The following is a 26,376-nucleotide window of genomic DNA, read 5'->3' as shown; positions in this document are numbered from 1 at the left end:
TGGGTGCGCAACCCTATTCAAATACAAAAACAAAACAGGAGGTGCCTGTGCTAGGCATGATGATGAACTTCAACCTGAATATCACTGCCATCATGCGGCAGGCTCTCATGGTTGCTGCCGACACCGAAATTGTCTCGCTGCTTTCCGATAGCCAAGTACATAGATACACCTATGCCGAAGCATTCGCTCGCGTAGGCCGCCTAGCCAATGTGCTGGATACGCTGGATTGCCCTATGGATGCACGGGTCGGCACCCTAGCCTGGAACGATCATCGGCATTTCGAGCTGCATTATGCAATTCCATGCTCAGGGCGTATTTGTCACACCATCAACCCCAAGCTGTTCCCCGAGCAGATCAGCTACATCATTCGCCATGCCGAGGACGATCTGCTATTCGTCGACCCGCAGTTCGTGCCACTGCTGGAAAGTATTCAGCATGAAATCAGCAGCGTGCGCCGCTACATCGTACTTTGCCCAGCGGAAGCATTACCCGCCAGCACACTGCCCAATCTTGTCAGCTACGAGGCATTGCTGCTGTCGCACGATGAAACCTATGACTGGCCCGATCTCGATGAACATCGAAGCAGCGGGCTATGCTACACCTCCGGCACCACGGGCAACCCCAAAGGCGTACTGGCGAGCCATCGCAGCACGGTTCTGCATGGCATGGCCCAGAACATGGCTGACAATGTAGGACTACGGGCGCTTGATGTCGTAATGCCAATGGTGCCGATGTTCCATGTCAATGCTTGGGGGATGCCCTACAACGCAGCAATGGTCGGAGCCAAACTGGTCCTCCCTGGGCCTCGGGTGGGCGATGCCGGCACCATGGTCAAATTGATCAATGATGAAAAGGTCAGCTTCTCTCTGGGAGTTCCGACGCTTTGGGCCAACATTTCACAGCATCTCGATGCCCAGGGCGGCACAATCCCCTCTTTGCAACGCGCTGTCAGTGGTGGCGCCGCATGCCCGCTTTCACTGATCAACGCCATGCAACACTACGGCGTGGCGCTGGAAAACGGCTGGGGGATGACCGAGCTGAGCCCAATGGGCAGTTATAACCGACACCAACCCTGGTATGGCGCGCTATCGGATAAGGACTGTGCAAAGCAGTTGCTCAAGTCAGGACGGGCATTGTTTGGCGTTGAGATGCGCATCGTCGACGAAGCCTTGCGCCCTCTACCTCACGACGGCCAAGCCTCTGGTTCGCTGCAAGTCCGCGGCCCCTGGGTACGCAATGGATACTTCGGAGAAGAACCCTGCGAAGGTTGGTTCGACACCGGCGATGTAGCGACCATCGATCACCGCGGCTACATGTTGATCACCGACCGGATCAAGGACGTGATCAAGTCGGGAGGTGAATGGATATGCTCGGTGGAAATCGAGAATGCAGTCATGGCACATCCGCAGGTTGCGGAGGCGGCCGTCATTGCTATCCCACATGCTCGCTGGAGCGAGCGCCCACTCTTGATCATTGTCCCGAGACATGCGGCAACCCCTCCCTCTCATGAGGAACTTGTGGCGTTTTTGGACGGCAAGATTCCGAAATGGTGGATGCCGGATGGCTGTGAATATCTGGAAAAACTTCCTCATACCGCAACCGGCAAAGTCAGCAAGAAGGCACTGCGAGAGCGCTTTGCCACCTGCGTTCAGCACTGACCGAAGCGCCTGCGCGCCATTGCCCCAATGACTAGCTCCTGAGCGAGTCACGGGGCGATCTTACGACCAAATCAAGCAGAACCAGCATGAGCAGTACCACCTCCAATACCCGTCAGCCCCAACGCTATGACTACCTTGCGCTGCGGTCTATGTCATTGGCATCCCTGGCCATCGCAGCGGTCTCTGATCTCGACCGTGGCGTAAGAGCGGTGAAAGACCGAGACGACTTCGACGATCAACTGACCCACATACAGAACGGCCAGAGGATCGCGGTCAGCCATCACCACTGACTTATCGGCGTCGGCCGTCTACGCCCGCCCTACCTTCCGCTACATATTTCTCCAAGAGGTTCAGACCATGCACGATTACAAGGCGCCATTACGTGACATGCGCTTCCTGCTCAACGAAGTGTTCGATGCTCCAGCCCTCTGGCAGACGCTACCAGCACTGACTGAACGCATTGATAGCACAATGGCTGATGCCATCCTCGAGGAGGCTGCAAAACTCGCCGCAGGCCTGATCGCCCCTCTTAATCGCAGCGGCGACGAACAAGGTGCACAGTGGGAAAACGGCCTAGTGACGACCCCAGCAGGTTTTCGTGAAGCATACGGTACGTATGCCGAAGGCGGCTGGGTGGGGCTGGCCGGCAATCCTGAGTACGGTGGAATGGGCATGCCTAAAATGCTCTCGGTACAGTGCGAGGAGATGGCCTACGCGGCCAATGCCAGTTTCGCACTGTATTCCACGCTGTCCGCGGGTGCCTGCCTGGCCCTTGACGCTCACGCCAGTGCCGCACTCAAGTCCAAGTACTTGCCGGCAATGTACGAAGGTCGCTGGGCGGGCTCCATGTGCCTGACCGAACCACATGCTGGCAGCGACCTAGGACTGATCCGCACGAAGGCAACGGTCAATGCCGACGGCAGCTATGCCATTACCGGCACCAAGATCTTCATCACCGGCGGAGAGCAGGACCTTACTGAAAATATTATCCATCTGGTGCTGGCCAAGCTACCTGACGCACCGGCCGGCTCACGCGGTATTTCACTTTTCCTCGTGCCCAAAGTATTGGTCGACGACCACGGCAAGCTCGGCTTGCGCAATACGGTGGCCTGCGGCTCCATTGAACACAAGATGGGTATTAAGGCGTCAGCCACTTGTGTGATGAACTTCGACGGTGCCACTGGCTGGTTGGTGGGTGAACCGAACAAGGGGTTGGCCGCCATGTTCACCATGATGAACTATGAGCGCCTGTCCATTGGTATCCAAGGCATCGGCTGTGCAGCAAGGTCCTACCAGGCTGCAGTGGACTATGCTTGTGAGCGCAAGCAAAGCCGAGCCCCACAGGGGGCACAACTGAAGAATGCTGCCGCCGACCCGATCATTGTCCACCCCGATGTACGCCGCATGTTGCTGACAATGAAAGCCATGACCGAAGGTGGCCGGGCGTTCGCTACCTATCTCGGGCAGCAGCTTGACATAGCCAAGTACTCCCCCCAAGTCGAGCAGCGTGCTCGCGCCGAGGCATTGGTAGCGCTGCTTACGCCGGTGGCCAAGGCATTCTTTACCGATGCCGGGCTAGAGTGCTGCGTGCACGGCCAGCAGGTATTTGGAGGCCATGGCTACATTCGCGAGTGGGGCCAGGAGCAGTTGGTTCGCGATGTTCGCATTGCTCAAATCTATGAAGGCACCAATGGCATCCAGGCGCTGGATTTGATAACACGCAAGGTCTTGGCTAACGGCGGAGAGTTTTTCTCTATTTTCGCAAGCGAGATCCGCAGTTTCGTCGAAACATCGCCGCACGAAGCATTCAGTCGTCGTCTAGCAGAAGCGCTGGGGCAGTTGGAGGCCCTCACCTCTCATCTTCTCGAAACAGCCAGTTCAAACCCTTACGAAGCCGGCGCCGCCGCCGTCGACTACCTGCATGTATTTGGTTACATCGCCTACGCGTACATGTGGGCACGCATGGCACGAGCCGCTTCTGGCAAGGCAGACAGTTTCTACCAAGCTAAGTTAGCCACCGCTCACTTCTATTTCGACCGCCTCCTACCGCGTATCGAGTCACTAAGCAGTGCCGCTCGCGCAGGTAGCGCCTGCCTCTACGTACTAGACGCCGATCAGTTCTAAGCTTTGCTCTTGGCGCGGTGCATGCCCCTTGGCGCCGCGTCCTTTTTTTTGCTCAGACGAGAACTCACCCCCCTAGCCTCCAAGCGCGCGGTCTTAACCAGCGTTTCACCTTACCTGCTGCACCACCTACGGCAGTCTTTGCCTGGGGGGTAGATGCGGAAAAGTTGGGGCCCGAACCGGGGCTTATCTCGCTACACCCCATGCCTGCAACCCATATACGACATAGAGCCCTCGATCAAACTCGAGCCTAGCGGAGCCCTGGAAGGCTCAACCAAGCCAAGCCAGAGGAAGGCGGCCCCTCAGAGTCGGAAGGTGCCCTCTGGCAGATAGGAATCCAAAGCCTGATGATCCCAACAGCCTGAACATACAACTGGAGTACGGTGGGGTAAAAGTGGGGTAAAAATTTGCAAATTGATAAATCGTACAACCATAAAAAAATCCAGCCACCGTTAAGTGACTGGATTCTTTGGAGTATTTTGGTCGGGACGGAGTGATTCGAACACTCGACCCCTTGCACCCCATGCAAGTGCGCTACCGGGCTGCGCTACGCCCCGACATCATTCTCGATACCGCTGAGAACGTTGAAGAATTTAACCTAACCTTTTGAATAATGGAAGCTTTTTTTCAAAAATTTCCACTCGTCGCCAACAGGTCACTTCTTCAGCACAACCAACACATCCTCCAACTCGGTAATCATCTGCCGAATCAGCTGCTTGTACTGGCTGGACTCATCCTTGACCTCATCACTGGAGAGCCGCAACCGCGCCCCGCCAATGGTAAAGCCCTGGTCATACAGCAAAGCGCGGATCTGGCGGATCATCAGCACGTCTTGGCGCTGATAGTACCGCCGGTTGCCACGGCGCTTCACCGGGTTGAGCTGCGGGAATTCCTGCTCCCAGTAGCGCAGCACGTGCGGTTTTACCGCACAGAGCTCGCTGACTTCACCGATGGTGAAGTAGCGTTTGCCCGGGATGGGGGGCAGCTCGTCGTTATGGCTTGGTTCCAGCATAGGCCTCTACCCGGGCTTTCAGCTTCTGCCCTGGACGAAAGGTGACGACGCGGCGCGCGGTGATCGGGATCTCTTCCCCTGTCTTGGGGTTGCGGCCCGGCCGCTGGCGTTTGTCGCGAAGGTCGAAGTTGCCGAAACCGGACAACTTGACCTGCTCGTTGTCTTCAAGCGCGTGCCGAATTTCTTCGAAAAACAGCTCGACCAGCTCCTTGGCCTCGCGCTTGTTGAGCCCCAGCTCCTCGTACAGCCTTTCGGCCATCTCAGCTTTCGTCAGAGCACCCATGCCGTTATTTCCTTAACGTGGTGTTCAACCTTTGTTCAAGCGAGGTGAGGATAGTTTGCAGGGTTTCATTCACCTCATCGTCGTTAAGAGTGCGCGATGGATGTTGCCAGGTCAAGCCGACGGCCAGGCTTTTTCTATCAGGATCAATGCCTTTACCCTGGTAGACGTCAAACAGCCTGAGGTCTGTGAGCCATTCGCCTGCATTGTCACGAATTACTTCAAGCACCGAGCTAGAAGCCACATCACGACCTGCGATCAAGGCCAGGTCACGACGGGTTTCCGGGAACTTGGACAGCTCGCTGAACTTCGGCAGGCGGCCTTCCACGACATCGCTGAGCACCAGCTCGAAGACGAATACCGGGCGCTCGAGGCCGAGGGTCTTGGCCAGCTCCGGGTGGATGGCACCGAGGTAGCCGACTTCCTTGCCGTCGCGCTCGATGCGGGCGGTCTGGCCGGGGTGCAGGGCTGGGTGCTTGCCGGCGACGAAGCTGAAGTCGCCCAGGGCGCCCGAGTAACCCAGCAGGGCCTCGACATCGGCTTTGACATCGAAGAAGTCGATGCCGTCGCGACCGTTGGCCCAGCCTTCTGGCTGGCGGCTGCCGGTGACGACGCCGGCGATCATCGGCTGCTGCTTGAGGTCACCGAGCTGGCCGACGAAGCGCAGGCCGCTTTCGAACAGGCGCACGCGGTCTTGCTGGCGGTTGAGGTTGTGCTGCATTGCCTTGACCAGGCCCGGCCACAACGAGGCGCGCATGGCGGCCATGTCGTTGGAGATGGGGTTGGCCAGCAGCAGCGGCTCGACGCCTGGGGTGAACAGCTCGAACAGTTTCGGGTCGATGAAGCTGTAGGTGATGGCTTCCTGGTAGCCGCGGGCGACCAGCAGGCGGCGCAGGTTCGGCAGCTCGCCGCGGGTTTCCGGGCGGGCTTGCGGGGCCAGGCGGGCTTGCGGGTAGCGGACCGGCAGGTTGTTGTAGCCGTACAGGCGGGCCAGCTCTTCGATCAGGTCGACTTCCAGGCTGACGTCGAAGCGGTGGCTTGGGACGGTGACAGTCCACTGCCCTGCCCCACTTGCGCTGGTTTTCAGTTCCAAAGCGTTGAGCAGTTGCTCGACCTGGGCGGCTTCCATCTGCATGCCGAGCATCTGGGTGATGCGGTCGTCGCGCAGGGTAATCGGCGCGATGTTCGGCAGGTGCTGCTCGCTCACGGCCTCGACTACGGGGCCTGCTTCGCCGCCGACGATCTCCAGCACCAGCGCGGTGGCGCGCTCCATGGCTTCACGGGCCAGTTGCGAATCGACGCCGCGCTCGTAGCGGTGCGAGGCATCGGTGTGCAGGCCGTAGGAACGGGCCTTGCCAGCAACGGAAATCGGCTCGAAGAAGGCGCTCTCGAGGAACAGGTCGCGGGTCTTCTCGGTGTTGACGCCGCTGTGCTCGCCACCCATCACGCCGGCAATGGCCAGGGCGCGGGTGTGGTCGGCGATCACCAGGGTGTCGGCGCGCAGGGCAACTTCCTGGCCGTCCAGCAGGACGAGCTTTTCGCCCTCCTCGGCCATGCGCACGCGGATGCCGCCGTTGATTTCGGCGAGGTCGAAGGCGTGCATCGGCTGGCCGAGTTCGAGCATCACGTAGTTGGTGATGTCGACAGCGGCGTCGATGCTGCGCACGTCGCTGCGGCGCAGGCGCTCGACCATCCACAGCGGGGTCGGCTTGCTCAGGTCGACGTTGCGGATCACGCGGCCCAGGTAGCGTGGGCAGGCGGCCGGGGCGCTGACTTCGACCGGGCGCACTTCGTCGTGGGCAGCCGGCACGGCTGGCACCGTCGGGCGGATGACCGGTACGTCGTACAAGGCGCTGACGTCACGGGCCAGGCCGGCGATGGACAGGCAGTCACCGCGGTTCGGGGTCAGGCCGATCTCGATGCTGGCGTCGTCCAGGTTCAGGTACTGACGGATGTCCTGGCCAACCGGGGCGTCGGCCGCCAGTTCCAGCAGGCCGTCGTTCTCTTCGCTGATCTGCAGTTCAGCCGCCGAGCAAAGCATGCCGAACGATTCGACACCGCGCAGCTTGGCCTTCTTGATCTTGAAGTCGCCCGGCAGCTCGGCGCCGATCATGGCGAACGGAATCTTGATGCCTGGGCGGGCATTCGGGGCACCGCAGACGACCTGGAAGGTTTCCGCGCCGTTGCTCACCTGGCACACGCGCAGCTTGTCGGCGTCCGGGTGTTGTTCGGTGGTGAGGATCTCGCCCACCACGATGCCGCTGAACTGGCCGGCAGCGGGGGTCACGCTGTCGACTTCGAGGCCGGCCATGGACAGGCGGGCGACCAGTTCGTCACGGGAGACTTGCGGGTTTACCCAACCGCGCAGCCACTGTTCACTGAATTTCATGCTGTTCTCCTGAAAGTTGCGTCGATTGGGCCTAGCGGAATTGAGCCAAGAACCGCAGGTCGTTGTCGAAGAACAGACGCAAATCGTTGACGCCATAGCGCAGCATGGCCAGGCGCTCGGCGCCCATGCCGAAGGCGAAGCCCTGGAACTCTTCCGGGTCGATGCCGGACATGCGCAGCACGTTCGGGTGGACCATGCCGCAGCCCATCACTTCCAGCCAGCCGGTCTGCTTGCACACGCGGCAGCCCTTGCCGGAACACATCACGCACTGGATGTCGACTTCGGCGGAAGGCTCGGTGAAGGGGAAGAACGACGGGCGGAAGCGCACGGCCAGTTCTTTCTCGAAGAACACCCGCAGGAACTCCTCGATGGTGCCCTTGAGGTCGGCGAAGTTGATGCCGCGGTCGATCAGCAGGCCTTCGACCTGGTGGAACATCGGCGAGTGGGTGATATCCGAGTCGCAGCGGTATACACGGCCCGGGCAGACGATGCGGATCGGCGGCTGGGTGCTTTCCATGGTGCGCACCTGCACCGGCGAGGTGTGGGTGCGCAGCAGCATGTTGGCATTGAAATAGAAGGTGTCGTGCATCGCCCGGGCCGGGTGGTGGCCGGGGATGTTGAGCGCTTCGAAGTTGTGGTAGTCGTCTTCGACCTCGGGGCCTTCGGCGATGCCGTAGCCGATGTGGGTGAAGAACTGCTCGATGCGCTCGAGGGTACGGGTGATCGGGTGCAGCCCGCCGGTGGTCTGGCCACGGCCTGGCAGGGTCACATCGATGCATTCGGCGGCCAGGCGAGCGTTGAGCTCGGCTTCTTCGAAGGCGGCCTTGCGTGCGTTGAGCACGTCGGTGACGCGTTCCTTGGCGTCGTTGATCAGCGCGCCGACCTTGGGGCGCTCCTCGGCTGGCAGGTTGCCCAGGGTCTTCATCACCTGGGTCAGCTCGCCTTTCTTGCCGAGATATTGGACCCGGATCTGTTCCAGGGTAGTGATGTCTTCAGCGCGTTCCACGGCCTCAAGGGCTTGGGCGACCAGCGCGTCCAGGTTTTCCATGTACAGACTCCAGATACGAAAATAGGGGAAGAGCTTTTGAAGGCTCTTCCCCTATCCGATGACGTTTTACACCCGACGGCGCAGGCGCCGCCGGATGATTGTCGTGGGTACTTAAGCCAGTACGGCTTTAGCCTTCTCGACAATCGCAGCAAACGCCGCTTTTTCGTTCACTGCCAGATCAGCCAGAACCTTGCGGTCGATTTCGATCGACGCTTTTTTCAGGCCAGCAATCAGACGGCTGTAGGACAGACCGTTGGTGCGGGCACCGGCGTTGATACGAGCGATCCACAGTGCGCGGAACTGACGCTTCTTCTGGCGACGGTCGCGGTAGGCGTATTGGCCTGCCTTGATGACCGCTTGCTTGGCTACACGGAATACGCGCGAACGTGCACCGTAGTAACCTTTAGCCAGTTTCAGAATTTTTTTGTGACGCTTACGAGCGATAACGCCGCGCTTAACACGAGCCATGAGTAACTTCCTCTATCTTAACCAGAATTAACGAACGCGCAGCATGCGCTCGACTTTCGCCACGTCGGACGGGTGCAGCAAGCTGGCACCGCGCAGTTGACGCTTACGCTTGGTCGACATTTTGGTCAGGATGTGGCTCTTGAAAGCGTGCTTGTGCTTGAAGCCGGAAGCCGTCTTCAGGAAGCGCTTCGCAGCACCGCTCTTGGTTTTCATCTTTGGCATGTTGGAACTCCGCATTCGAATAAAAATTACACAATAATCATCAGGCCTGCCGTGCCCGGGAGATTACTTCTTCTTTTTGGGGGCGATGACCATCATAAGCTGGCGTCCTTCCATCTTCGGATGCTGCTCAACGGTGCCGTATTCCACGAGGTCAGCTTCAACCCGCTTCAACAGCTCCATGCCCAGCTCCTGGTGGGCCATCTCACGGCCGCGGAATCTCAGAGAGATCTTGGCCTTGTCCCCATCGCTAAGGAAACGTACCAGGTTGCGTAGTTTTACCTGGTAATCCCCTTCTTCCGTCCCTGGACGAAACTTGATTTCTTTGATCTGGATCTGCTTCTGGTTTTTCTTGGCTTCGTTGGCCTGCTTCTTCTTCTCGAAGAGGTGCTTGCCGTAGTCCATCACCTTGCAGACGGGCGGTTGCGCGTCTGCAGAGATTTCCACCAGATCCAGCTTCGCTTCATCAGCGATACGCAGCGCTTCATCAATCGAGACGATGCCAATCTGCTCGCCGTCAGCACCAATTAACCGAACCTCGCGTGCCGAGATATTCTCGTTGATCGGGGCTTTCGGTGCAGTTCGTTTATCGTTTCTCATTTCACGCTTAATAATCTTTACTCCGATTCTTGGCGACCACGCCGGGAAACCGCTTGCGACAGCAGCTCAGTGAATTGCGCGACGGGCATCGAGCCCAGGTCTGCGCCTTCACGGGTGCGCACAGCGACGGTTTGCGTTTCGACTTCGCGATCCCCTATAACCAAAAGGTAAGGGACCCGCAGCAACGTATGCTCGCGGATTTTAAAGCCGATCTTCTCATTTCTCAAGTCCGACTTGGCACGGAATCCGCTACCGTTCAGGGCTTTTTCCACCTCGAGGGCGAAATCGGCCTGCTTGTCGGTGATGTTCATGATCACCGCCTGGGTCGGCGCGAGCCAGGCCGGGAACACGCCAGCGTAGTGCTCGATGAGCATGCCGATGAAGCGCTCGAACGAACCGAGGATGGCGCGGTGCAGCATTACCGGGCGAACTCGGCTGTTATCTTCGGCGATATAGCTGGCATCCAGACGCTCTGGAAGGTTCGGATCGTACTGCAAGGTACCGCACTGCCAGTTACGGCCGAGGCAGTCGCGCAGGGTGAACTCGATCTTCGGACCGTAGAACGCGCCCTCGCCCGGCTGGTATTCCCACTCCAGGCCCGAGTCGTTCAGGGCGTCGGCCAGGGCGCCTTCGGCACGATCCCACAGTTCTTCGGAACCCACGCGCTTGGCCGGACGGGTCGACAGCTTCATGGCAACATCGGTGAAACCGAAGTCCTTGTAGACGTCCAGGGTCAGCTTGATGAAGTCGGCGGCTTCCTTCTTGACCTGGTCTTCGGTGCAGAAGATGTGCGCATCGTCCTGCACGAAGCCACGCACGCGCATGATGCCATGCAGGGCGCCGGACGGCTCGTTGCGGTGGCAGGCACCGAATTCGGCCAGGCGCAGCGGCAGGTCGCGGTAGGACTTGAGGCCCTGGTTGAACACCTGCACGTGGCAAGGGCAGTTCATCGGCTTCACCGCGTAGTCGCGGCTTTCCGAGGCAGTGGTGAACATGTTCTCGGCGTAGTTGGTCCAGTGGCCGGAACGCTCCCAGAGAATACGATCGACCACCTGCGGGGTCTTGATCTCCTGGTAGCCGTTCTCGCGCTGCACTTTACGCATGTACTGCTCGAGCACCTGGTACACGGTCCAGCCATTGGCGTGCCAGAACACCATGCCCGGCGCCTCTTCCTGCAGGTGGAACAGGTCGAGCTGCTTGCCGATCTTGCGGTGGTCGCGTTTTTCGGCTTCTTCGATGCGCTGGATGTACGCCGCCAGCTGCTTCTTGTCGGCCCAGGCGGTGCCGTACACGCGCTGCAGCTGCTCGTTCTTGGCATCGCCGCGCCAGTAGGCGCCGCTGAGCTTGGTCAGCTTGAACGCCTTGAGGAAGCGGGTGTTCGGCACGTGCGGGCCACGGCACATGTCGACGTATTCTTCATGGTAGTACAGGCCCATGGCCTGCTCGTCGGGCATGTCCTCGACCAGGCGCAGCTTGTAGTCTTCGCCACGCTGGGTGAACACGTCGATGACATCGGCGCGCGGGGTCATCTTCTTGACGACGTCGTAGTCCTTCTCGATCAGCTGCTGCATGCGCTTTTCGATGGCGGCGAGGTCCTCGGGGGTGAAAGGACGCTCGTAGGCGATGTCGTAGTAGAAACCCTCGTCGATCACCGGGCCGATCACCATCTTGGCGGTCGGGTACAGCTGTTTCACGGCGTGGCCGATCAGGTGGGCGCACGAGTGACGGATGATCTCCAGTCCCTCTTCATCTTTAGGGGTGATGATCTGCAGGGTGGCGTCGTGGTCGATCTTGTCGCAGGCATCGACGAGCTTGCCGTCGACCTTGCCGGCCAGGGTGGCCTTGGCCAGGCCCGCGCCGATCGAGGCGGCGACTTCGGCTACGGATACCGGCTGGTCGAACGTACGTTGACTGCCATCGGGAAGAGTAATAACGGGCATGGCGCCTCCTCTCCTAGTGGTGACCCCTACCAAAGGTCACGTGGGTTGGGATGAGCCAGTACAAGATCCGCCCTGCCTTTCCCGCGGGAAAGCCTGCCTCACAGTGGCAGAGACCTTTCGGCCTGCCAGGGACGAACCAGAGTGACTGGAAGGTAAAAGCTGCAAGCCGCAAGTGGCGAGCTGCAAGCCGGGCATGCTAGCACGCAGGTTGTGCGGCTCGCAGAAATATTTGGAAATTGCGCTTTGCCGGTGAACTCTTACGGAAAATTTCCTATCAGACCTTCTGAAGCAACCTACTCTTGATGAGACCTTTAACCAAGGAGTGTCCGGTTATGCGATTTCAGTCTCTTCTGGCCGCCTGTGCCGTGAGCGCCCTGCTGCTGCCTCTGGCGGCCAACGCAGGCAATTTCCCCGCAGGCAAAGAAGCCGCCTACATGGCGCAATGCCAACAAGTGGCGAGCGGCCAGGGCGTAGACGCGGCAATGGCGAAAAAGCACTGCGAGTGCGGCGCCCAGGCCATCAAAAAGAATTTCACCGACAAGGAGATCGAGGACCTCGACAGCAAGGATGGCGTCGACGCCAACCTGATGCAGAAGGCCCAGACCGCTGTTCAGGCCGCCTGCAAGCCGAAGTAACAGGGGCGCGCAGGCCCTGGATAGGCATCTTTTGCCCTGGATCAACATCCTGCGAAGGTAAAAGGCGCTAGATTCGTAGAAATGCACTATGATGTTGCCGGTGCTCCTGTAGCCTCGGCAACGTTGCACCCCGATAAAAAATCATGTTTCTGGAGATTCACCTCATGTCCAATCGCCAAACCGGCACCGTCAAATGGTTCAATGATGAAAAAGGCTACGGCTTCATCACTCCTCAAGGCGGCGGCGACGACCTGTTCGTACACTTCAAGGCCATCGAATCCGACGGCTTCAAGAGCCTGAAAGAAGGCCAGACCGTTTCCTTCGTTGCCGAGAAAGGCCAGAAGGGCATGCAGGCTGCACAGGTTCGTCCGGAGTAATTTCGGATAGCTGTAAAAAACCCGCCACTTGTGGCGGGTTTTTTTATGGGCCGACAGAACAACGCAGCGCCTGCGCAGGAGCGGCCTTGCGTCGCGAAAGGGCCGCAAAGCGGCCCCGGCGATCTGTGTTGTGGCAACGAACCTGGGGCCGTTGCGCGCCCCTATCGCGACACAAGGCCGCGCCTACAAGGGGCCAATTCCGGGCTTGGATCAGCCGCAGTTGACGCGGGTGACCACACCCTTGTCGTCGACGTTCAGGTTGAGGCGCTCGGAGCGGTATTCCAGGGTGATCACATCGTGCGGCGTGAGGATGCGCGCCATCTGCGAGCCACTGGCCTTGCGCGCCTGCTCCAGCAGCGCAGGGCTGGCCGGCTTGCCGATGGTGAAGTCGGCGCCACTGGCTTCGCAGCGGCCGTGGTTGTCGGCCGGGGCGGCGGGGGCGCTGCTGCTGCCACCCGAAGAGCCGCCAGTGCTGCAACCTGCCAGGACGGAAGCCACCAGCAGGGTCGCCAGGGAAGCGCGGGTACGGAACATGAATCCTCCTAAATCGATCTGGGAACTGCACTATCGGACAGTTCCGCCAACTGTTTGTTGCAAAACCGCACAATTCTGCCTGACCGCGGTGCTAGACGCGAAACGCAATCGTGACTGGATTTTGCACCGAACCGGCGGTTCGGCCCGGGCCTGCGCTTATGCTTAAGTCGCAGGGCCCCTGCGGCAAAGGCATGATTTACTGCAAGAAGCGGAGCGCGAAACGCCTCCCCTTCGAACGCCAGGACGCGGTATTCGACCTATTCCCCAGGCCCCAGCGAGAACCGCCCCATGAGCAGCCACAGCATCGACGCCGATATCAAGGTCAAGTGGGACGAGGGCCAGAGCGCCTACAGCCCCAGCACCCCCGAAGAGCTGATGCTGATCGCCGTCGACCTGCTGGTGCGCGACCGCGGCGGTGAGGCGGCGCGCAGCTTCATCGAGCAGGTGCTCGAGCGCCACGCGCCACTCGAGGCTATTGCAATCGGGCCAGGCGCGCGCTGAGCAGGTCGAAGAAGCCCTGGGCATCGCCCTCCTTGATCCACGTCACGTTGGCCGGCTGCTTGAGCACGCCGTACCAGTCGGTCACGGTCTGGCCGAAGGTTGGGCCTTCGCGGCTGTCGACGACCATATGCACCGGCTTGCCCTTGAACAGCTCGGGCTTGAGCAGGTAGGCGATCACACTGGCATCGTGCACCGGGCCGCCAGGCATGCCGTAGTTGTCCATGTCGAACTTGATGTAGGCGTTGAGGATGTCCACCACCAGCTTGCTGGCCTTGTTGTTCACCGCCGCCAACTGCTCAAGGCGAGCGTCGCTGGTGAGCACCTTGTGGGTCACGTCCAGCGGCAGGTAGGTCAGCTTGACGCCACTGCTCAGCACCACCTCGGCGGCATGGGGGTCGGCGTAGAGGTTGAACTCCGCCGCCGGGGTGATGTTGCCGCCATTGAAGTGGGCGCCGCCCATCACCACCACTTCCTTGATGCCGTTGGCGATCTCGGGCTTCTGGATCAGCGCCAGGGCCAGGTTGGTCTGCGGGCCGAGCATGGCAATGGTGATGCTGTGGGGCTCGGCGGCGCCCAGGGTGTCGATCAGGTACTGCACCGCGTTGCCTTTGGCCAAGGGCTTCTTCGGCTCGTGCACCTGCACGCCGGTGAGGCCTTCCTCGCCATGCACGTTGGCCGCGTAGATCGGCGTGCGCACCAGCGGGCGCCCTGCCCCGGCATAGACCGGGATCTCTTCGCGACCACCCCACTCACGGGCCAGGCGGGCGTTGCGCGAGGTTTTCTCCAGGCGCACGTTGCCGGCGACGGTGGTGATGGCGCGGATCTTCAGCTCGTCAGGGGAAGCCATGGCCAGCAGCAGCGCTACCACGTCGTCGGCACCGGGGTCAGTGTCGATGATCAGGTCGCGCGGGGCGGCCATGACGGCGGTAGCGGCCAGCGCGGACATGAGCACGGCTCCTTGGAGCAAGGTTTTGAGGGACATTCAGCACTCCTTGTTGCTAGGGTTTCAGGCAAACGGGGCTCCTGCGGCGACCGTACCTGGTTAGAAAGTGACGCCAGCCACCAGCGCGATATTGCTGTAGGGCCGGCACTCACCGGTACGAACCACGGCCCGCGCCTGCCGGCACAGCGCCTTGAAGTCGGCATGGTTCATCACTTCACGCTGGCCGATCTCGCCACGGGCATGCATCTGTTCGACGTCGACCAGGCCCAGCGGCGCGGCCTGGAACATTTCCTCGGCCAGCACATGCCGCTCCACCTGCATCTCGCTCAGCACCACGCGCAGCACGCGGGTGAAATCCGGGATGCCAGGGGTCAGCGCCAGGTCGATGAGTTCCACGCCAGGCGGCACCGGCAAGCCGGCATCGCCGATCACCAGGATGTCGCCATGCCCCAGGCCGGCGATGGTCCGCGACAGGGCGATATTCAGCAGCGGCGTCTTTTTCATGGTGCCAACTCCTTCAGGTAGGGTATCGACGGCTGCGCACCGGCACGGGTCACCGACAATGCGGCGGCGCGCTGGCCAAAGCCAATGGCTTGCTCTTCCGACAGGCCGCACGCCAGGCCAGCGGCAAAGCCGCCGACAAAGGTATCCCCGGCCGCCGTGGTATCCAGCGGCTGGACCTTGTCCGTCGGAAAATGCCGCGCCCCGGCTTCATCGACCCGCAACGCCCCCTCGGCGCCGAGGGTGACGATCACCTTGCCCGCGCCCATCTTGCGCAAACGTTCGGCGGCACGCCGGGCACTGTCCTGATCGTGGACCTGCAACCCAGACAGGGCCTCGGCCTCGCTCTCGTTGGGGATCAGGTAATCGATATGGGCGAACCATTGCGCCGGCAATGGGCCGCTGGCCGGCGCCGGATTGAGGATCACCGTCTTGCCCAGCTCACGACCACGGGCCAGGGTCCAGGCCACGGTGGCGGCAGGCACTTCCAGCTGGCAGATGATCACCTCGGCCTGCTGCAGCAGGCCGTCGAAGCGGCGCACCGACTCAGGCCCAAGCAGGCCATTGCCGCCGGGGATGATCACGATGGCGTTCTGGCTGGCGGCATCCACCACGATCAGCGCCACGCCGCTGGAAACCCCGCGGCACACGCCGACACCCTGGCAGTCGATGCCCTCTACCTCCAGGGCGCGGCGCAATTGCTGGCCATAGGCATCGTCACCGACATTGCCGACCATCGCCACGCTGGCGCCCAACCGGGCGGCCGCCACCGCCTGGTTGGCGCCCTTGCCGCCCGGCACGGTGAAGAAGCTTTCGCCGGCCAGGGTCTCGCCGCCGCGGGGCAAGCGCTGGGCGCGGGCCACCAGGTCCATGTTGAGGCTGCCGACCACAACCACCTTGGCATTCATGGTTATTCCTTACCGGTAATCGTTGAACAGGTCCGGGCGCGGCCCGGTGGATTCACGCAGCACGATGCGCGGGGCGACGATGCGTTGCTCGGCCTCGCCGCGGCTGGGCGTGCCGATGCGCGACAGCAACAGCCCGGCGGCGCTTTCGCCCAGCTCGCGGATCGACTGGCCGACCGTGGTCAGCGCCGGGTACACGTAGCGGCTCAGCTCGATATCGTCGAAGCCGATCACCGACAGCTCGCCAGGCACATCGATGTTGCGCTCGGCGGCGGCGCGCAGCACGCCGAAGCCGATCATGTCGTTGCCGGCGAAGATCGCCGTGGGCCGCTCGCCATCGAGCAGGCGCGCCGCCGCGGCATGGCCGCCGGGGCTGGTGAAGTCGCTGTGCAGCACATGGCCGGCGGCGATGGGCGCACCCGCCTCGGCCATGGCCCGGCGAAACCCGGCAAGGCGCAGCTGGCTGACGCCGGTATCGACCGGGCCGGCGATGGTGGCGATCTGGCGATGGCCAAGTTCCAGCAGGTGGCGGGTGGCGAGGTAGGCACCCTGCTCGTGGTCGATGCGCACCAGGTCGGCGGCCACGCCATCCAGGGCGCGGTCGACGATGACCATTGGCGTGCGCACGCTGCCGAGGCTGGCGAGCAGGTCCTGGTCCTCACCCACCGAGGCGACGATCAAGCCGTCGATGCGCTTTTCCAGCAGCACCCTCAGGTAGCTGCGCTGCTTCTGCGGGTTGTCGTCGGAGTTGCACAGGATCACGCAATAACCATTGCGCTCGCAGGCGTCCTCGATTCCCCGGGCCAGCTCGGCGAAGTACGGGTTGACGCTATTGGGCACCAGCAAGCCGATGGTGGCAGTGCTGCGCGCCTTCAGCGAGCGGGCCACGGCGCTGGGCACGTAGTCGAGCTCGGCGATCGCCGCCTCGACCTTGAGCCGCACCGGCTCGCTGACCGGACGGGTCTTGTTCAATACATGGGACACGGTGGTGTAGGAAATACCCGCCAGTGCCGCGACGTCTTTGATGGTAGCCATGGGTTCAGTTCCGCCGACTCGCGCGCCGGCTGCGGTAAGTGTCGAGCACCACGGCGACGACGATGACCGCCCCGGTGATGATGCGTTTGGTGGGTTCCGAAGCGCCGATCTGCGCAAGGCCTGCGGCCAGTACCGAAATGATCAGCACACCGAAGAAGGTGCTGATGACCGAGCCGCGCCCGCCCATCAGGCTGGTGCCGCCGATCACCACGGCGGCGATCACCTGCAGCTCGAGGCCGGCGCCGGCGTTGGGGTCGGCGGCTTCCAGCCGGGAGATCTGGAACAGCGCGGCGAGGCCTGCGAGCACGCCCATCAGGGCGAACACCAGGATCTTGTAAGGGCGTGGGTCGATGCCGGCCAGGCGCACGGCCTCTTCGTTGGTGCCGATGCCGATCAGGTAGCGGCCGAACACGCTGCGGGTCAGCACCAGTTGGGCCAGCACGATCACCAGCAAGGCGATGATGAAGGCCGGCGAGATGCCGAAGGCGACGGGGTTGGAGAACCAGGCGAACGCATCGCCGATATAGGCGGTGCGCGAGTCGGTGAATTGATAGGCCAGGCCCCGGGCCATCTCCAGCACGCCCAGCGAGACGATGAACGAGGGGATGCGCCAGGCGACGGTGATGCTGCCGGTGACAGTGCCGGCCAGGGCCGCCACGGCCATGCCCAGCAGCGCGGCGGGCAGCACGCTCCAGCCCCAGCCGAGGATCGCCACGCTGACCGTCGAGGCGGCCAGGGCCAGCACCGAGCCTACCGACAGGTCGATGCCGCCGATGATCAGCACGAAGGTCATGCCCACCGCCAGCACCATCAGGTCGGGGATCTGGTTGGCCAGGGTGCTGAAGGTGGCATAGGACAGGAAGTGGCTGCTCAGCAGCGAGAACAGCACGATCATCGCCAGCAAGGCGCCGGCCAGGCCCAGGTAGGTGCCCAGGCCGAAATAGGTGGCGCCGCGGCGCACGGGCGCGGCGACCGAGGTGTTTGTTGTGGTTTTCATGCATCCATCCTGGGAGCTGCGTCGTGCAGCAGGGCATCACGTTTCTGGTAGCCGGCGAAGGCTGCGGCAAGCAGCTGGTCCTGGGTCCAGTGATCGCGGTCGAAGGTGTCGATCAGGCGGCCGGCGCTGAGCACGGCGATGCGGTCGCAGATCAGCATCAGCTCGCGCAGGTCGCTGGACACCACCACCAGGGCCTTGCCCTGGCGTGCCAGCTCGGCGAGCAGGCCATAGATGTCGAACTTGGCGCCGACATCGATACCGCGGGTGGGTTCGTCGAACAGCAGCACCTGGCAGTCGCGCTCCAGCCAACGGCCAATCACCACCTTCTGCTGGTTGCCACCGGACAACTCGCCGACCGCCTGGGCAGGGCTGGCGCTGCGGATGCGCATGGCGCTGATCTGGCGTTCGGCCAGGGCACGCTCGGCGTCCCGGTCGAGCACCCCGACGCGGGACACCGCGCCAAGGTTGCCCAGGGCGATATTGGCGCTGATCGACTGGCTCAGCAACAGGCCTTCGCCCTTGCGATCCTCGGTGATCAGGGCAATACCGGCCTTGACCGCGGCCTTGGGCGAATCGATGGTCACCGGCACCGGTGGCTGGCCGAGGGCGACCTGGCCACTGTCGGCGCGGTCGGCGCCGTAGATCAGGCGCAGCAGTTCGGTTCGCCCGGCACCGATCAGGCCGGAGATGCCGAAGATCTCCCCTGCCCTGACCTCGAACGACACTTCGCGCACCTTGTCGCCACGGCTGAGCTTGTCGACCTTGAGCAGCGGCGCACCGATGCTGCGCTGGCCGAGGTCGATGTGCTCGCCCAGCTCGCGGCCGACCATGAGGTTGACCAGTTGCTCGCTGTTGTAGCGCAGGATCGGCTCGGCACACACCAGCTTGCCGTCGCGCAGCACGGCGATGCGCTGGGCCACGCGCTGCAGCTCTTCGAGGCGATGGGAGATATACACGATGGCCACGCCGCGCTGGCGCAGGCGCTCGATCTGGGTGAACAGCAGCTCCACTTCGCGGGCGGTGAGCATCGCGGTGGGCTCGTCGAAGATCAGCACATGGCAGTCGCCGATCAGGTTGCGGGCAATCTCGACCATCTGCTGGTGGCCGATGCCCAGTTCACCCACGGGTGTGTCCGGGTCGATGGCGTCCAGGCCGACCTGGGCCATGGCCGCGCTGGCCAGCTGGCGCAGGCGCTTCTGGTTGACCCAGCCGAGACGGCTGGGCAGGTTGTCGAGAAACAGGTTCTCGGCCACGGTCAGGGTGGGCAGCAGGTTGAGCTCCTGCATCACCATGCGCACGCCCAGGCGCTCGGCTTGGGCACGACTGCCCGGGCTGTAGGGTTGGCCACGGTAGTGCATGTGCCCGGCGCTGGGCGTTTCCAGGCCACTGATCAGCTTGGACAGGGTCGACTTGCCGGCGCCGTTCTCGCCGGTCAGGGCCAGCACCTCGCCGCCGCGCAGCTCAAGGGTGACGTCGCCGAGCACCGGTTGGGCGTAGGTCTTGCCCAGGCCGCTGACGGCTAGCACGGTTTCATTGGCCGTTACTGACATGGCCATTCTCTCCTAGGACGAAGCATGACGCGTTCATGAGGCGGGCATTCGTGAGCGCGGGCTTGCCCCGCGATAGCGTCGGGGCAGACACACTTGCCGCGCCTTGCGACGCCCCGCGATATCACTTCACTGGGTGATCAGCTCGACCGGCGTCTGGATGACATTGTCGGCATCCACGCCCGGCTGCTCGCCCTTGACCATCTTCAGCGCCGCCTGGATGCCGTACACCGCTTGCTGGCTGGCCGCCTGGTCGAGGGTGGCAAGCACCCGACCGTCCTTGAGCATCGGCTTGATGGCATTGATGTTGTCGTAGCCGACCACCTGCACCTGGCCCGTCTTGCCGGCGGCGCGCACGGCCGAGACCGCGCCCAGGGCCATGCTGTCGTTACCGGCCAGCAGCGCCTTGAGCTCGGGGTATTCATTGAGCATCGAGGCGGCCACGGCGTTGCCCTTGTCGATTTCCCAGTTGCCCGACTGCACCGAGACGATCTTCATCTGCGCCGCTTGCATGGCGTCCTTGAAGCCGGCGGTGCGCTGCTGGGCATTGGTGGTGGTCGGCACGCCCTCGATGATGCCGACCTGGTCGCCGGCCTTGAGCTTGTGCTGGGCCAGGTAGTCGCCCACCAGGCGCGCGCCCTTGCGGTTGTCGGGGCCGACGAAGGGCACGCTGATGCCTTTGCTCTTGAGCACGTCGGGGTCGAGGCGGTTGTCGATGTTGACCACGGTAATGCCCGCGTCCATGGCTTTCTTCACCACCGGCACCAGGGCCTTGGAGTCGGCCGGGGCAATCACCAGGGCCTTGGCGCCCGTGGCGATCATCTGCTCGACGATACGGATCTGGTTGCCGGTATCGGTCTCGTCCTTGATGCCGTTGGCGACCAGGTCGAACTCGGTGGCGTGGTCTTTCTGGTAGGCCTTGGCGCCGTCCTCCATGGTGCGGAAGAACTCGTTGGCCAGGGATTTCATCACCAGCGCAACCTTGGGCTTGTCTTCGGCATGGGCGGCCGGGAGGGTGAACAGCAACGAAGAAACGACGGCGAGGGCCAGGGGACGGCCGGAAAACGGCAGCTTCATGGAAATGACTCCGAATCTTGTGGTTTTTATCGGATCGCAAACGTTTGCGGTAGCTCACTATGGAAACAGGCCCCGCTTTTGTCAAATCCATTCGCGCGCCCTGGCCAAGGATACGCCTGTCGGATTATCCGCAATTTATCCGAAAAACCGAACACCTTTCCTACGCTTGTTCGGCCTGCCGAACGACAGGCCATGGCGCCTGTACCGGGCCGAGCGCAAAACCCCACGGTTTCGGGGGGCTCAAGATGAAATGCGACGAACGGTAGTTGCTGGTACGAAACCTGCCTTTGTATCTGCGCGACATCGAGAACATCTCACCCAGGAAGAGAGAAGCAGAAATGATGAAATTCGCCCTGAACACCTTCGCACCGAGCGCCCTGGCGCTGCTGCTGGTGCTGCCGACCGCCGTTTCCGCCAAGGAAGCCGCGCAACAACAGAAGCTGGCCAACGTGGTGATCCTGGCCACCGGCGGCACCATCGCCGGCGCTGGCGCCAGCGCCGCCAACAGCGCCACCTACCAGGCTGCCAAGGTAGGCATCGACAAGCTGATCGCCGGCGTGCCAGAGCTGAAGGACCTGGCCAACGTGCGCGGCGAGCAGGTGATGCAGGTCGCCTCCGAGAGCATCGGCAACGACGACCTGCTGAAACTGGGCAAGCGCGTCGCCGAACTGGCCGACAGCAAGGACGTCGACGGCATCGTCATCACCCACGGCACCGACACCCTGGAAGAGACCGCCTACTTCCTCAACCTGGTGGAAAAGACCGACAAGCCGATCATCGTGGTCGGCTCGATGCGTCCGGGCACCGCCATGTCCGCCGACGGCATGCTCAACCTGTACAACGCCGTGGCCGTGGCCAGCAGCAAGGACGCTCGCGGCAAGGGCGTGCTGGTGACCATGAACGACGAGATCCAGTCGGGTCGCGACGTCAGCAAGTCGGTCAACATCAAGACCGAAGCCTTCAAGAGCCAGTGGGGCCCGCTGGGCATGGTGGTGGAAGGCAAGTCGTACTTCTTCCGCCTGCCGGCCAAGCGCCACACCGTCAACTCCGAGTTCGACATCAAGCAGATCAGCCAGCTGCCGGCCGTGGACATCGCCTACGGCTACGGCAACGTGACCGACACCGCCTACAAGGCCCTGGCCCAGGCTGGCGCCAAGGCAATCATCCATGCCGGTACCGGCAACGGTTCGGTGTCCTCGCGAGTGGTCCCTGCCCTGCAGGAGCTGCGCAAGAACGGCGTGCAGATCATTCGCTCGTCCCACGTCAACCAGGGTGGCTTCGTGCTGCGCAACGCCGAACAGCCTGACGACAAGAACGACTGGGTCGTGGCCCACGACCTGAACCCGCAGAAAGCGCGAATCCTGGCCATGGTCGCAATGACCAAGACCCAGGACAGCAAGGAGCTGCAGCGGATCTTCTGGGAATATTGATCGGCGCTTGAGTGCAACCGGAACCATGGGGTTCCGGTTGATTCGCGGCCGGCTCCTGCAGGTATGGCGCAATCCACTGTAGGAGCCGGCTTGCCGGCGAACATTGCCTTCAGGGAACCAATCCCGCCACCACGGTCTTATACGGCTTTCATCCTACCTGCTGTTGCGAAACGGCTTACAGTGAAATACTGTATGCGCATACAGCAAAACAAGGAATAGCCCCGTGGCCAAACCCGCCTCCGCGTCGCCGAGCAGTTATGAACAACTGGGTCAGCGCATCCAGAAGATCATCAACAGCCCCACCGCCCAGCGCAGCCGCGCCGCCTTGATCTTCCGCCTCGACCACGAGTCGCCCGACGACTGGGCAACCCTGCTCGAGGAAATCGCCGAGAACGACAACGTCACCCTCGCCCACCGCGACGACGGTGGCGTGCAGATTTTCTGGACCGTGCCCAAGGAAGACTGACCCCGCATGAGAGTTTCGCTTTTCGCTGTCGCCTGCCTGCTGTTGACCACCCCGCTCGCCCACGCCGATGCCCCGCGCACCTTCCAGGAGGCCAAGAAGGTCGCCTGGAAGCTGTACGCGCCGCAGTCCACCGAGTTCTATTGCGGTTGCAAGTACAAGGGCAACAAAGTCGACCTCGCCTCATGTGGCTACGCGCCGCGCAAAAACCTCAACCGCGCCTCGCGCATCGAGTGGGAACACATAGTCCCGGCCTGGCAGATCGGCCACCAGCGCCAGTGCTGGCAAAGCGGCGGGCGCAAGAACTGCTCGCGCAACGACAAGGTCTACCAGCGCGCCGAGGCTGATCTGCACAACCTGGTGCCCAGCATTGGCGAGGTCAACGGCGACCGCAGCAACTACAGCTTCGGTTGGCTGCCCGAGCAGCACGGCCAGTACGGCAGCTGCCTGACCCAGGTCGACTTCAAGGCCAAGAAGGTCATGCCGCGACCCTCGATTCGCGGCATGATCGCACGCACCTACTTCTACATGAGCAAACAGTACGACCTGCGCCTGTCCAAGCAGGACCGGCAACTGTTCGAGGCCTGGAACAAGACCTACCCGCCGCAGGCCTGGGAGCTGCAACGCAACCAGCAGGTGGCATGCGTGATGGGGCATGGCAACGCGTTCGTCGGGCCGGTCAACCTCAAGGCCTGTGGCTGATGCCGGTCAGGCCAGCGCCTGCAGGTAGGCGCTGGCTTGCTGGTAGCGGCTCAAGCGGGCCAAGTCCGCGGGGCCGGGATGGGCAATGCGCGACAGGTCGCTGTTGTCGGCAAGGTCGGCCAACTTGACCTGGCGTGCCAAGGGATCGACGCCCAGGCGGATCACGAAGGCCTCGTAGCTCTCCCCTTCACGACGGCTCAGGGCCAGCAGCGCGGCGAGGATCTTCAGCGGGAAGCCTTCTCGGGCCAGGTCGGAGAGGGTGAACGGGGTGTCTTCCAGCACATCGTGCAACACCGCGACGATGCGTTGCTCGGGGGTGACCACCCGTTCCATCACCCGCAACGGGTGGAGGATGTAGGCCGCCCCGCCTTTGTCGTACTGCCCTTCATGTGCCTTGATGGCCACCGCGATGGCCCGTTCCAGCGTTGCCATGAGGTGTTCCCCCGCTCGCCCCTGCCCTTGTCAGCATAGCTGTGACAGCGGGGCCGGGCCACGTGTTCCAGCGCATGACCTGGTTGGCCGGCAAGGCTGGCGCCTGCAGGGCCGAGGCGGGTTCCCCAGGTCGCGCGGGCTCAGCGCTTGGCGCCGTGCTGGATGACGATCGAATCGGTGCCCAGCTTGCCCATTACCTCGGCCTTGCGCGCCTCGGCCTCGGCCTTGCTCGGGAACGGCCCCATCAACACCACCGGCTTGCCCTCGCGATACTCCACCGACGACGGGATGCCCTTCTCGATCAGCCGTGCGGTCATGTCGCTCAGCGCGCCCATGTTCGGGCCCTGAATCACTTCCACATCCCAGCCTTGCGGTGCCGGCTGCTCGGCCAGCTCATCGGCACGGCGCTGCAGCTCGGCACCGCCGCAGACTTCACGAATGCGCAGGTTGTTGCCGGTCTGGTCGATGAGAATCTCGTACCGGCCGTCGTGCTTGATCGCCACGTAGCTGCGATAAGGCTCGTACTGGCCGCTGTCGTCCTTGCCACGCACCTGGCCGCAGATGGAACCCTGGGTGTCGAAGCGCACGTTGGCGAACTTGGCCGTCTTGGGGTTGTGCAGATGTTCGGCCACCTGCTTGTGCACGCCTTCGACCTCGTTGTCACAGCCCGCCAGGGCCAGCACCGCCATTACCACCGCCAGATTGCGCACGCGTCTACCTCCAGATTCGAAGGGGCGGATTCTAGCATGAGCGCGGGGGCTGGCCGCAGGGGTACGGCGATAGTGGAAGGTTGCAGGGTATGTCGTGGGAATCGGTCAAAACAGTAATACGAAAACGCCGCCAGCCCAAGGGCATGGCGGCGCTTTCACCTACGGCGTTCGGCTCACGCTGGCGCCGAGCTGCGGATCAGGTGGTCGAAGGCAGCCAGCGAGGCCTTGGCGCCTTCGCCCACGGCGATCACGATCTGCTTGTACGGCACCGTGGTCACGTCACCGGCAGCGAACACCCCTGGGATGCTGGTCTGGCCCTTGGCGTCGACGATGATCTCGCCGCGCGGCGACAGCTCGACGGTGCCCTTGAGCCAATCGGTGTTGGGCAACAGGCCGATCTGCACGAAGATGCCTTCCAGCGCCAGGTCGTGGACCTGCTCGGTGCTGCGGTCCTTGTAGCGCAGGCCGGTGACCTTCTCGCCATTGCCCAGCACTTCGGTGGTCAGCGCGCTGGTGATCACCTTGACGTTCGCCAGGCTGTGCAGCTTGCGTTGCAGCACGGCATCGGCACGCAGCTGGCCGTCGAACTCGATCAGGGTCACCTGGGCGACGATGCCCGCCAGGTCGATGGCCGCTTCCACGCCAGAGTTGCCGCCGCCGATCACCGCCACGCGCTTGCCCTTGAACAGCGGGCCGTCGCAGTGCGGGCAGTAGGCAACGCCACGGGCGCGGTATTCCTGCTCGCCCGGCACGTTCATTTCGCGCCAGCGGGCACCGGTGGCGAGGATCACGGTCTTGGCCTTGAGCGAGGCGCCGCCGGCCAGGCGTACTTCGTGCAGGCCGCCAGCGGTGGCCGGGATCAGCGCCTCGCCGCGCTGCAGGTTCATGATGTCGACGTCGTACTGCTTGACGTGCTCTTCCAATGCGCTGGCCAGTTTCGGCCCTTCGGTCTCCTGCACCGAGATGAAGTTCTCGATGGCCAGGGTGTCGAGTACCTGGCCGCCGAAACGCTCGGCGGCAACACCGGTGCGGATGCCTTTACGCGCGGCATAGATGGCCGCCGCCGCGCCGGCGGGGCCACCGCCGACCACCAGCACGTCGAAAGCGTCCTTGGCGTTGATCTTCTCGGCCTGGCGGGCACCGGCATTGGTGTCGAGCTTGCCGAGGATCTCTTCCAGGCCCATGCGGCCCTGGCCGAACAACTCGCCGTTCAGGTAGATGCTTGGCACCGCCATGATCTTGCGGGCGTCGACTTCGTCCTGGAACAGCGCGCCGTCGATGGCCACATGGCGCACGTTGGGGTTGAGCACCGCCATCAGGTTCAGCGCCTGGACCACGTCCGGGCAGTTCTGGCACGACAGCGAGAAGTAGGTCTCGAAGGTGAACTCACCTTCCAGGGCCTGGATCTGCTCGATCACCTCGGCACTGGCCTTGGACGGGTGGCCGCCGACTTGCAGCAGCGCCAGCACCAGGGAAGTGAATTCATGGCCCATGGGGATGCCGGCGAAGCGCAGGCTGATATCGCCCCCCGGGCGGTTCAGCGAGAATGACGGGCGACGGGCATCGCTGCCGTCCGCGCTGAAGGTAATGAGGTTCGACAGGCCGGCGATTTCCACCAGCAGGTCGTGCAATTCGCGGGACTTCGCGCCGTCGTCGAGGGAGGCAACGATCTCGATCGGCTGGGTGACCCGCTCCAGGTAGGTTTTCAGTTGCGATTTAAGCGTGGCGTCCAACATACGGGCGATTCCTTTTACAAAACTCGGATACAAAAACGCCCAGGCGAGGTCGCCCGGGCGTTTTTACGGGGCGGTAACTGCTTCAGCTTTGGCGGCTGTCTACCGCCCGCGGGCTG

28 protein-coding genes and 1 tRNA gene are annotated in these 26,376 nt (G+C 62.6%); 9 read left to right on the top strand and 20 right to left on the bottom strand.

What is annotated here, in order from left to right; all coding sequences use genetic code 11:
• Positions 1 to 56 precede the first annotated feature (56 nt).
• The 3 genes from KSS95_RS13515 (at position 57) to KSS95_RS13505 (ending at position 3,782) form a co-directional block, all read left to right on the top strand.
• Positions 57 to 1,658: a long-chain fatty acid--CoA ligase gene (locus tag KSS95_RS13515; RefSeq protein ID WP_225935502.1), complete on the top strand. Its 1,602-nt coding sequence runs from the start codon at positions 57 to 59 to the stop codon at positions 1,656 to 1,658.
• 86 nt (positions 1,659 to 1,744) lie between these two features.
• On the top strand, positions 1,745 to 1,948 hold the full coding sequence (locus KSS95_RS13510) for a hypothetical protein (RefSeq protein ID WP_217847586.1): 204 nt from the start codon (positions 1,745 to 1,747) through the stop codon (positions 1,946 to 1,948).
• Positions 1,949 to 2,015: 67 nt separating this feature from the next.
• On the top strand, positions 2,016 to 3,782 hold the full coding sequence (locus KSS95_RS13505) for an acyl-CoA dehydrogenase C-terminal domain-containing protein (protein ID WP_217847585.1): 1,767 nt from the start codon (positions 2,016 to 2,018) through the stop codon (positions 3,780 to 3,782).
• 477 nt (positions 3,783 to 4,259) lie between these two features.
• Here KSS95_RS13505 and KSS95_RS13500 read toward each other — a convergent pair.
• The 9 genes from KSS95_RS13500 to thrS form a co-directional block, all read right to left on the bottom strand.
• Positions 4,260 to 4,336: transfer RNA gene (locus KSS95_RS13500), tRNA-Pro, on the bottom strand.
• 98 nt (positions 4,337 to 4,434) lie between these two features.
• Positions 4,435 to 4,791, bottom strand: coding sequence for a MerR family transcriptional regulator (locus KSS95_RS13495; protein WP_138221014.1), 357 nt, complete (start codon positions 4,789 to 4,791; stop codon positions 4,435 to 4,437).
• On the bottom strand, positions 4,772 to 5,074 hold the full coding sequence (ihfA, locus tag KSS95_RS13490) for an integration host factor subunit alpha (protein WP_009394049.1): 303 nt from the start codon (positions 5,072 to 5,074) through the stop codon (positions 4,772 to 4,774). Before ihfA ends, KSS95_RS13495 begins: the two co-directional genes overlap by 20 nt.
• A gap of 4 nt (positions 5,075 to 5,078) precedes the next feature.
• Positions 5,079 to 7,460, bottom strand: a complete 2,382-nt coding sequence (gene pheT / locus KSS95_RS13485; RefSeq protein ID WP_217847584.1) for a phenylalanine--tRNA ligase subunit beta — start codon at positions 7,458 to 7,460, stop codon at positions 5,079 to 5,081.
• Positions 7,461 to 7,491: 31 nt separating this feature from the next.
• Positions 7,492 to 8,508 carry a phenylalanine--tRNA ligase subunit alpha gene (gene pheS, locus KSS95_RS13480; RefSeq protein ID WP_217847583.1) on the bottom strand — a complete coding sequence of 339 codons (1,017 nt, stop codon included), beginning with the start codon at positions 8,506 to 8,508 and terminating at the stop codon, positions 7,492 to 7,494.
• Between the two features lie 111 nt (positions 8,509 to 8,619).
• Positions 8,620 to 8,976: a 50S ribosomal protein L20 gene (rplT, locus tag KSS95_RS13475; protein WP_003250671.1), complete on the bottom strand. Its 357-nt coding sequence runs from the start codon at positions 8,974 to 8,976 to the stop codon at positions 8,620 to 8,622.
• Positions 8,977 to 9,003: 27 nt separating this feature from the next.
• On the bottom strand, positions 9,004 to 9,198 hold the full coding sequence (rpmI, locus tag KSS95_RS13470) for a 50S ribosomal protein L35 (protein ID WP_003250667.1): 195 nt from the start codon (positions 9,196 to 9,198) through the stop codon (positions 9,004 to 9,006).
• A 63-nt stretch (positions 9,199 to 9,261) separates the two neighbouring features.
• Complete coding sequence (gene infC, locus KSS95_RS13465; RefSeq protein ID WP_031314567.1) at positions 9,262 to 9,795, bottom strand: translation initiation factor IF-3; 534 nt, start codon at positions 9,793 to 9,795, stop codon at positions 9,262 to 9,264.
• A gap of 17 nt (positions 9,796 to 9,812) precedes the next feature.
• Entirely contained in the window at positions 9,813 to 11,735 is a 1,923-nt protein-coding gene (gene thrS / locus KSS95_RS13460; RefSeq protein WP_217847582.1) for a threonine--tRNA ligase, read from the bottom strand.
• Positions 11,736 to 12,067: 332 nt separating this feature from the next.
• Between thrS and KSS95_RS13455 the strand changes: the two genes are divergently transcribed.
• Positions 12,068 to 12,370: a hypothetical protein gene (locus KSS95_RS13455; protein ID WP_217853982.1), complete on the top strand. Its 303-nt coding sequence runs from the start codon at positions 12,068 to 12,070 to the stop codon at positions 12,368 to 12,370.
• 164 nt (positions 12,371 to 12,534) lie between these two features.
• Positions 12,535 to 12,747, top strand: coding sequence for a cold-shock protein (locus KSS95_RS13450; RefSeq protein ID WP_042126302.1), 213 nt, complete (start codon positions 12,535 to 12,537; stop codon positions 12,745 to 12,747).
• Positions 12,748 to 12,957: 210 nt separating this feature from the next.
• Here the strand turns inward: KSS95_RS13450 and KSS95_RS13445 are convergent, their stop codons facing one another.
• A complete protein-coding gene (locus tag KSS95_RS13445; RefSeq protein ID WP_217847581.1) occupies positions 12,958 to 13,281 on the bottom strand; it encodes an I78 family peptidase inhibitor in 324 nt (107 codons plus the stop codon).
• A 288-nt stretch (positions 13,282 to 13,569) separates the two neighbouring features.
• Here KSS95_RS13445 and KSS95_RS13440 point away from each other — a divergent pair, with 288 nt between their 5' ends.
• Positions 13,570 to 13,782: a hypothetical protein gene (locus KSS95_RS13440; protein WP_217847580.1), complete on the top strand. Its 213-nt coding sequence runs from the start codon at positions 13,570 to 13,572 to the stop codon at positions 13,780 to 13,782.
• On the opposite strand, the gene KSS95_RS13435 is transcribed toward KSS95_RS13440, so the two are convergent.
• The 7 genes from KSS95_RS13435 to KSS95_RS13405 all read right to left on the bottom strand — a co-directional run bounded on the left by KSS95_RS13435 (position 13,754) and on the right by KSS95_RS13405 (position 20,787).
• A complete protein-coding gene (locus KSS95_RS13435) occupies positions 13,754 to 14,764 on the bottom strand; it encodes a nucleoside hydrolase (protein WP_217847579.1) in 1,011 nt (336 codons plus the stop codon). The genes KSS95_RS13440 and KSS95_RS13435 overlap by 29 nt on opposite strands.
• Positions 14,765 to 14,824: 60 nt before the next feature.
• Positions 14,825 to 15,229 (bottom strand): D-ribose pyranase, encoded by a 405-nt coding sequence (gene rbsD, locus KSS95_RS13430; RefSeq protein ID WP_217847578.1) that lies wholly within the window; start codon positions 15,227 to 15,229, stop codon positions 14,825 to 14,827.
• A complete protein-coding gene (gene rbsK / locus KSS95_RS13425) occupies positions 15,226 to 16,134 on the bottom strand; it encodes a ribokinase (RefSeq protein ID WP_217847577.1) in 909 nt (302 codons plus the stop codon). Before rbsK ends, rbsD begins: the two co-directional genes overlap by 4 nt.
• 9 nt (positions 16,135 to 16,143) lie before the next feature.
• The gene (locus KSS95_RS13420; protein WP_217847576.1) at positions 16,144 to 17,166 is read right to left on the bottom strand and encodes a LacI family DNA-binding transcriptional regulator; all 1,023 of its coding nucleotides are present in this window, start codon (positions 17,164 to 17,166) and stop codon (positions 16,144 to 16,146) included.
• A 4-nt stretch (positions 17,167 to 17,170) separates the two neighbouring features.
• Positions 17,171 to 18,163 carry an ABC transporter permease gene (locus tag KSS95_RS13415; protein ID WP_217847575.1) on the bottom strand — a complete coding sequence of 331 codons (993 nt, stop codon included), beginning with the start codon at positions 18,161 to 18,163 and terminating at the stop codon, positions 17,171 to 17,173.
• Positions 18,160 to 19,713: a sugar ABC transporter ATP-binding protein gene (locus KSS95_RS13410; protein ID WP_217847574.1), complete on the bottom strand. Its 1,554-nt coding sequence runs from the start codon at positions 19,711 to 19,713 to the stop codon at positions 18,160 to 18,162. Before KSS95_RS13410 ends, KSS95_RS13415 begins: the two co-directional genes overlap by 4 nt.
• 126 nt (positions 19,714 to 19,839) lie before the next feature.
• On the bottom strand, positions 19,840 to 20,787 hold the full coding sequence (locus tag KSS95_RS13405) for a sugar ABC transporter substrate-binding protein (protein WP_217847573.1): 948 nt from the start codon (positions 20,785 to 20,787) through the stop codon (positions 19,840 to 19,842).
• A gap of 341 nt (positions 20,788 to 21,128) precedes the next feature.
• On the opposite strand from KSS95_RS13405, the gene KSS95_RS13400 reads away from it, so the two are divergent.
• From KSS95_RS13400 to KSS95_RS13390, 3 genes are all read left to right on the top strand, one after another.
• Positions 21,129 to 22,217, top strand: a complete 1,089-nt coding sequence (locus tag KSS95_RS13400) for an asparaginase (RefSeq protein ID WP_217853981.1) — start codon at positions 21,129 to 21,131, stop codon at positions 22,215 to 22,217.
• Between the two features lie 223 nt (positions 22,218 to 22,440).
• Positions 22,441 to 22,683, top strand: a complete 243-nt coding sequence (locus tag KSS95_RS13395; protein WP_217847572.1) for a DUF1654 domain-containing protein — start codon at positions 22,441 to 22,443, stop codon at positions 22,681 to 22,683.
• A 6-nt stretch (positions 22,684 to 22,689) separates the two neighbouring features.
• Complete coding sequence (locus tag KSS95_RS13390) at positions 22,690 to 23,382, top strand: endonuclease (protein WP_134693696.1); 693 nt, start codon at positions 22,690 to 22,692, stop codon at positions 23,380 to 23,382.
• Positions 23,383 to 23,388: 6 nt separating this feature from the next.
• Here the strand turns inward: KSS95_RS13390 and KSS95_RS13385 are convergent, their stop codons facing one another.
• From KSS95_RS13385 to ahpF, 3 genes are all read right to left on the bottom strand, one after another.
• Positions 23,389 to 23,814: a GTP pyrophosphokinase gene (locus KSS95_RS13385; RefSeq protein ID WP_134693695.1), complete on the bottom strand. Its 426-nt coding sequence runs from the start codon at positions 23,812 to 23,814 to the stop codon at positions 23,389 to 23,391.
• Between the two features lie 140 nt (positions 23,815 to 23,954).
• Positions 23,955 to 24,524, bottom strand: coding sequence for an SPOR domain-containing protein (locus KSS95_RS13380; protein WP_217847571.1), 570 nt, complete (start codon positions 24,522 to 24,524; stop codon positions 23,955 to 23,957).
• A 173-nt stretch (positions 24,525 to 24,697) separates the two neighbouring features.
• Positions 24,698 to 26,260, bottom strand: a complete 1,563-nt coding sequence (gene ahpF / locus KSS95_RS13375; RefSeq protein WP_217847570.1) for an alkyl hydroperoxide reductase subunit F — start codon at positions 26,258 to 26,260, stop codon at positions 24,698 to 24,700.
• Between the last annotated feature and the right edge of the window lie 116 nt (positions 26,261 to 26,376).

Origin of the sequence: Pseudomonas muyukensis (genome assembly GCF_019139535.1) — a bacterium.
Classification (GTDB): Bacteria; Pseudomonadota; Gammaproteobacteria; order Pseudomonadales; family Pseudomonadaceae; genus Aquipseudomonas; species Aquipseudomonas muyukensis.
This window is presented reverse-complemented; position numbering and strand designations above follow the sequence as displayed.

Bases quoted from the DNA above. Each gene is read 5' to 3' on its own strand.
- KSS95_RS13515 (WP_225935502.1), top strand. From the start codon at position 57: ATGATGATGAACTTCAACCTGAATATCACTGCCATCATGCGGCAGGCT.
- KSS95_RS13510 (WP_217847586.1), top strand. From the start codon at position 1,745: ATGAGCAGTACCACCTCCAATACCCGTCAGCCCCAACGCTATGACTAC.
- KSS95_RS13505 (WP_217847585.1), top strand. From the start codon at position 2,016: ATGCACGATTACAAGGCGCCATTACGTGACATGCGCTTCCTGCTCAAC.
- KSS95_RS13495 (WP_138221014.1), bottom strand. From the start codon at position 4,791: ATGCTGGAACCAAGCCATAACGACGAGCTGCCCCCCATCCCGGGCAAA.
- ihfA (WP_009394049.1), bottom strand. From the start codon at position 5,074: ATGGGTGCTCTGACGAAAGCTGAGATGGCCGAAAGGCTGTACGAGGAG.
- pheT (WP_217847584.1), bottom strand. From the start codon at position 7,460: ATGAAATTCAGTGAACAGTGGCTGCGCGGTTGGGTAAACCCGCAAGTC.
- pheS (WP_217847583.1), bottom strand. From the start codon at position 8,508: ATGGAAAACCTGGACGCGCTGGTCGCCCAAGCCCTTGAGGCCGTGGAA.
- rplT (WP_003250671.1), bottom strand. From the start codon at position 8,976: ATGGCTCGTGTTAAGCGCGGCGTTATCGCTCGTAAGCGTCACAAAAAA.
- rpmI (WP_003250667.1), bottom strand. From the start codon at position 9,198: ATGCCAAAGATGAAAACCAAGAGCGGTGCTGCGAAGCGCTTCCTGAAG.
- infC (WP_031314567.1), bottom strand. From the start codon at position 9,795: ATGAGAAACGATAAACGAACTGCACCGAAAGCCCCGATCAACGAGAAT.
- thrS (WP_217847582.1), bottom strand. From the start codon at position 11,735: ATGCCCGTTATTACTCTTCCCGATGGCAGTCAACGTACGTTCGACCAG.
- KSS95_RS13455 (WP_217853982.1), top strand. From the start codon at position 12,068: ATGCGATTTCAGTCTCTTCTGGCCGCCTGTGCCGTGAGCGCCCTGCTG.
- KSS95_RS13450 (WP_042126302.1), top strand. From the start codon at position 12,535: ATGTCCAATCGCCAAACCGGCACCGTCAAATGGTTCAATGATGAAAAA.
- KSS95_RS13445 (WP_217847581.1), bottom strand. From the start codon at position 13,281: ATGTTCCGTACCCGCGCTTCCCTGGCGACCCTGCTGGTGGCTTCCGTC.
- KSS95_RS13440 (WP_217847580.1), top strand. From the start codon at position 13,570: ATGAGCAGCCACAGCATCGACGCCGATATCAAGGTCAAGTGGGACGAG.
- KSS95_RS13435 (WP_217847579.1), bottom strand. From the start codon at position 14,764: ATGTCCCTCAAAACCTTGCTCCAAGGAGCCGTGCTCATGTCCGCGCTG.
- rbsD (WP_217847578.1), bottom strand. From the start codon at position 15,229: ATGAAAAAGACGCCGCTGCTGAATATCGCCCTGTCGCGGACCATCGCC.
- rbsK (WP_217847577.1), bottom strand. From the start codon at position 16,134: ATGAATGCCAAGGTGGTTGTGGTCGGCAGCCTCAACATGGACCTGGTG.
- KSS95_RS13420 (WP_217847576.1), bottom strand. From the start codon at position 17,166: ATGGCTACCATCAAAGACGTCGCGGCACTGGCGGGTATTTCCTACACC.
- KSS95_RS13415 (WP_217847575.1), bottom strand. From the start codon at position 18,163: ATGAAAACCACAACAAACACCTCGGTCGCCGCGCCCGTGCGCCGCGGC.
- KSS95_RS13410 (WP_217847574.1), bottom strand. From the start codon at position 19,713: ATGTCAGTAACGGCCAATGAAACCGTGCTAGCCGTCAGCGGCCTGGGC.
- KSS95_RS13405 (WP_217847573.1), bottom strand. From the start codon at position 20,787: ATGAAGCTGCCGTTTTCCGGCCGTCCCCTGGCCCTCGCCGTCGTTTCT.
- KSS95_RS13400 (WP_217853981.1), top strand. From the start codon at position 21,129: ATGAAATTCGCCCTGAACACCTTCGCACCGAGCGCCCTGGCGCTGCTG.
- KSS95_RS13390 (WP_134693696.1), top strand. From the start codon at position 22,690: ATGAGAGTTTCGCTTTTCGCTGTCGCCTGCCTGCTGTTGACCACCCCG.
- KSS95_RS13385 (WP_134693695.1), bottom strand. From the start codon at position 23,814: ATGGCAACGCTGGAACGGGCCATCGCGGTGGCCATCAAGGCACATGAA.
- ahpF (WP_217847570.1), bottom strand. From the start codon at position 26,260: ATGTTGGACGCCACGCTTAAATCGCAACTGAAAACCTACCTGGAGCGG.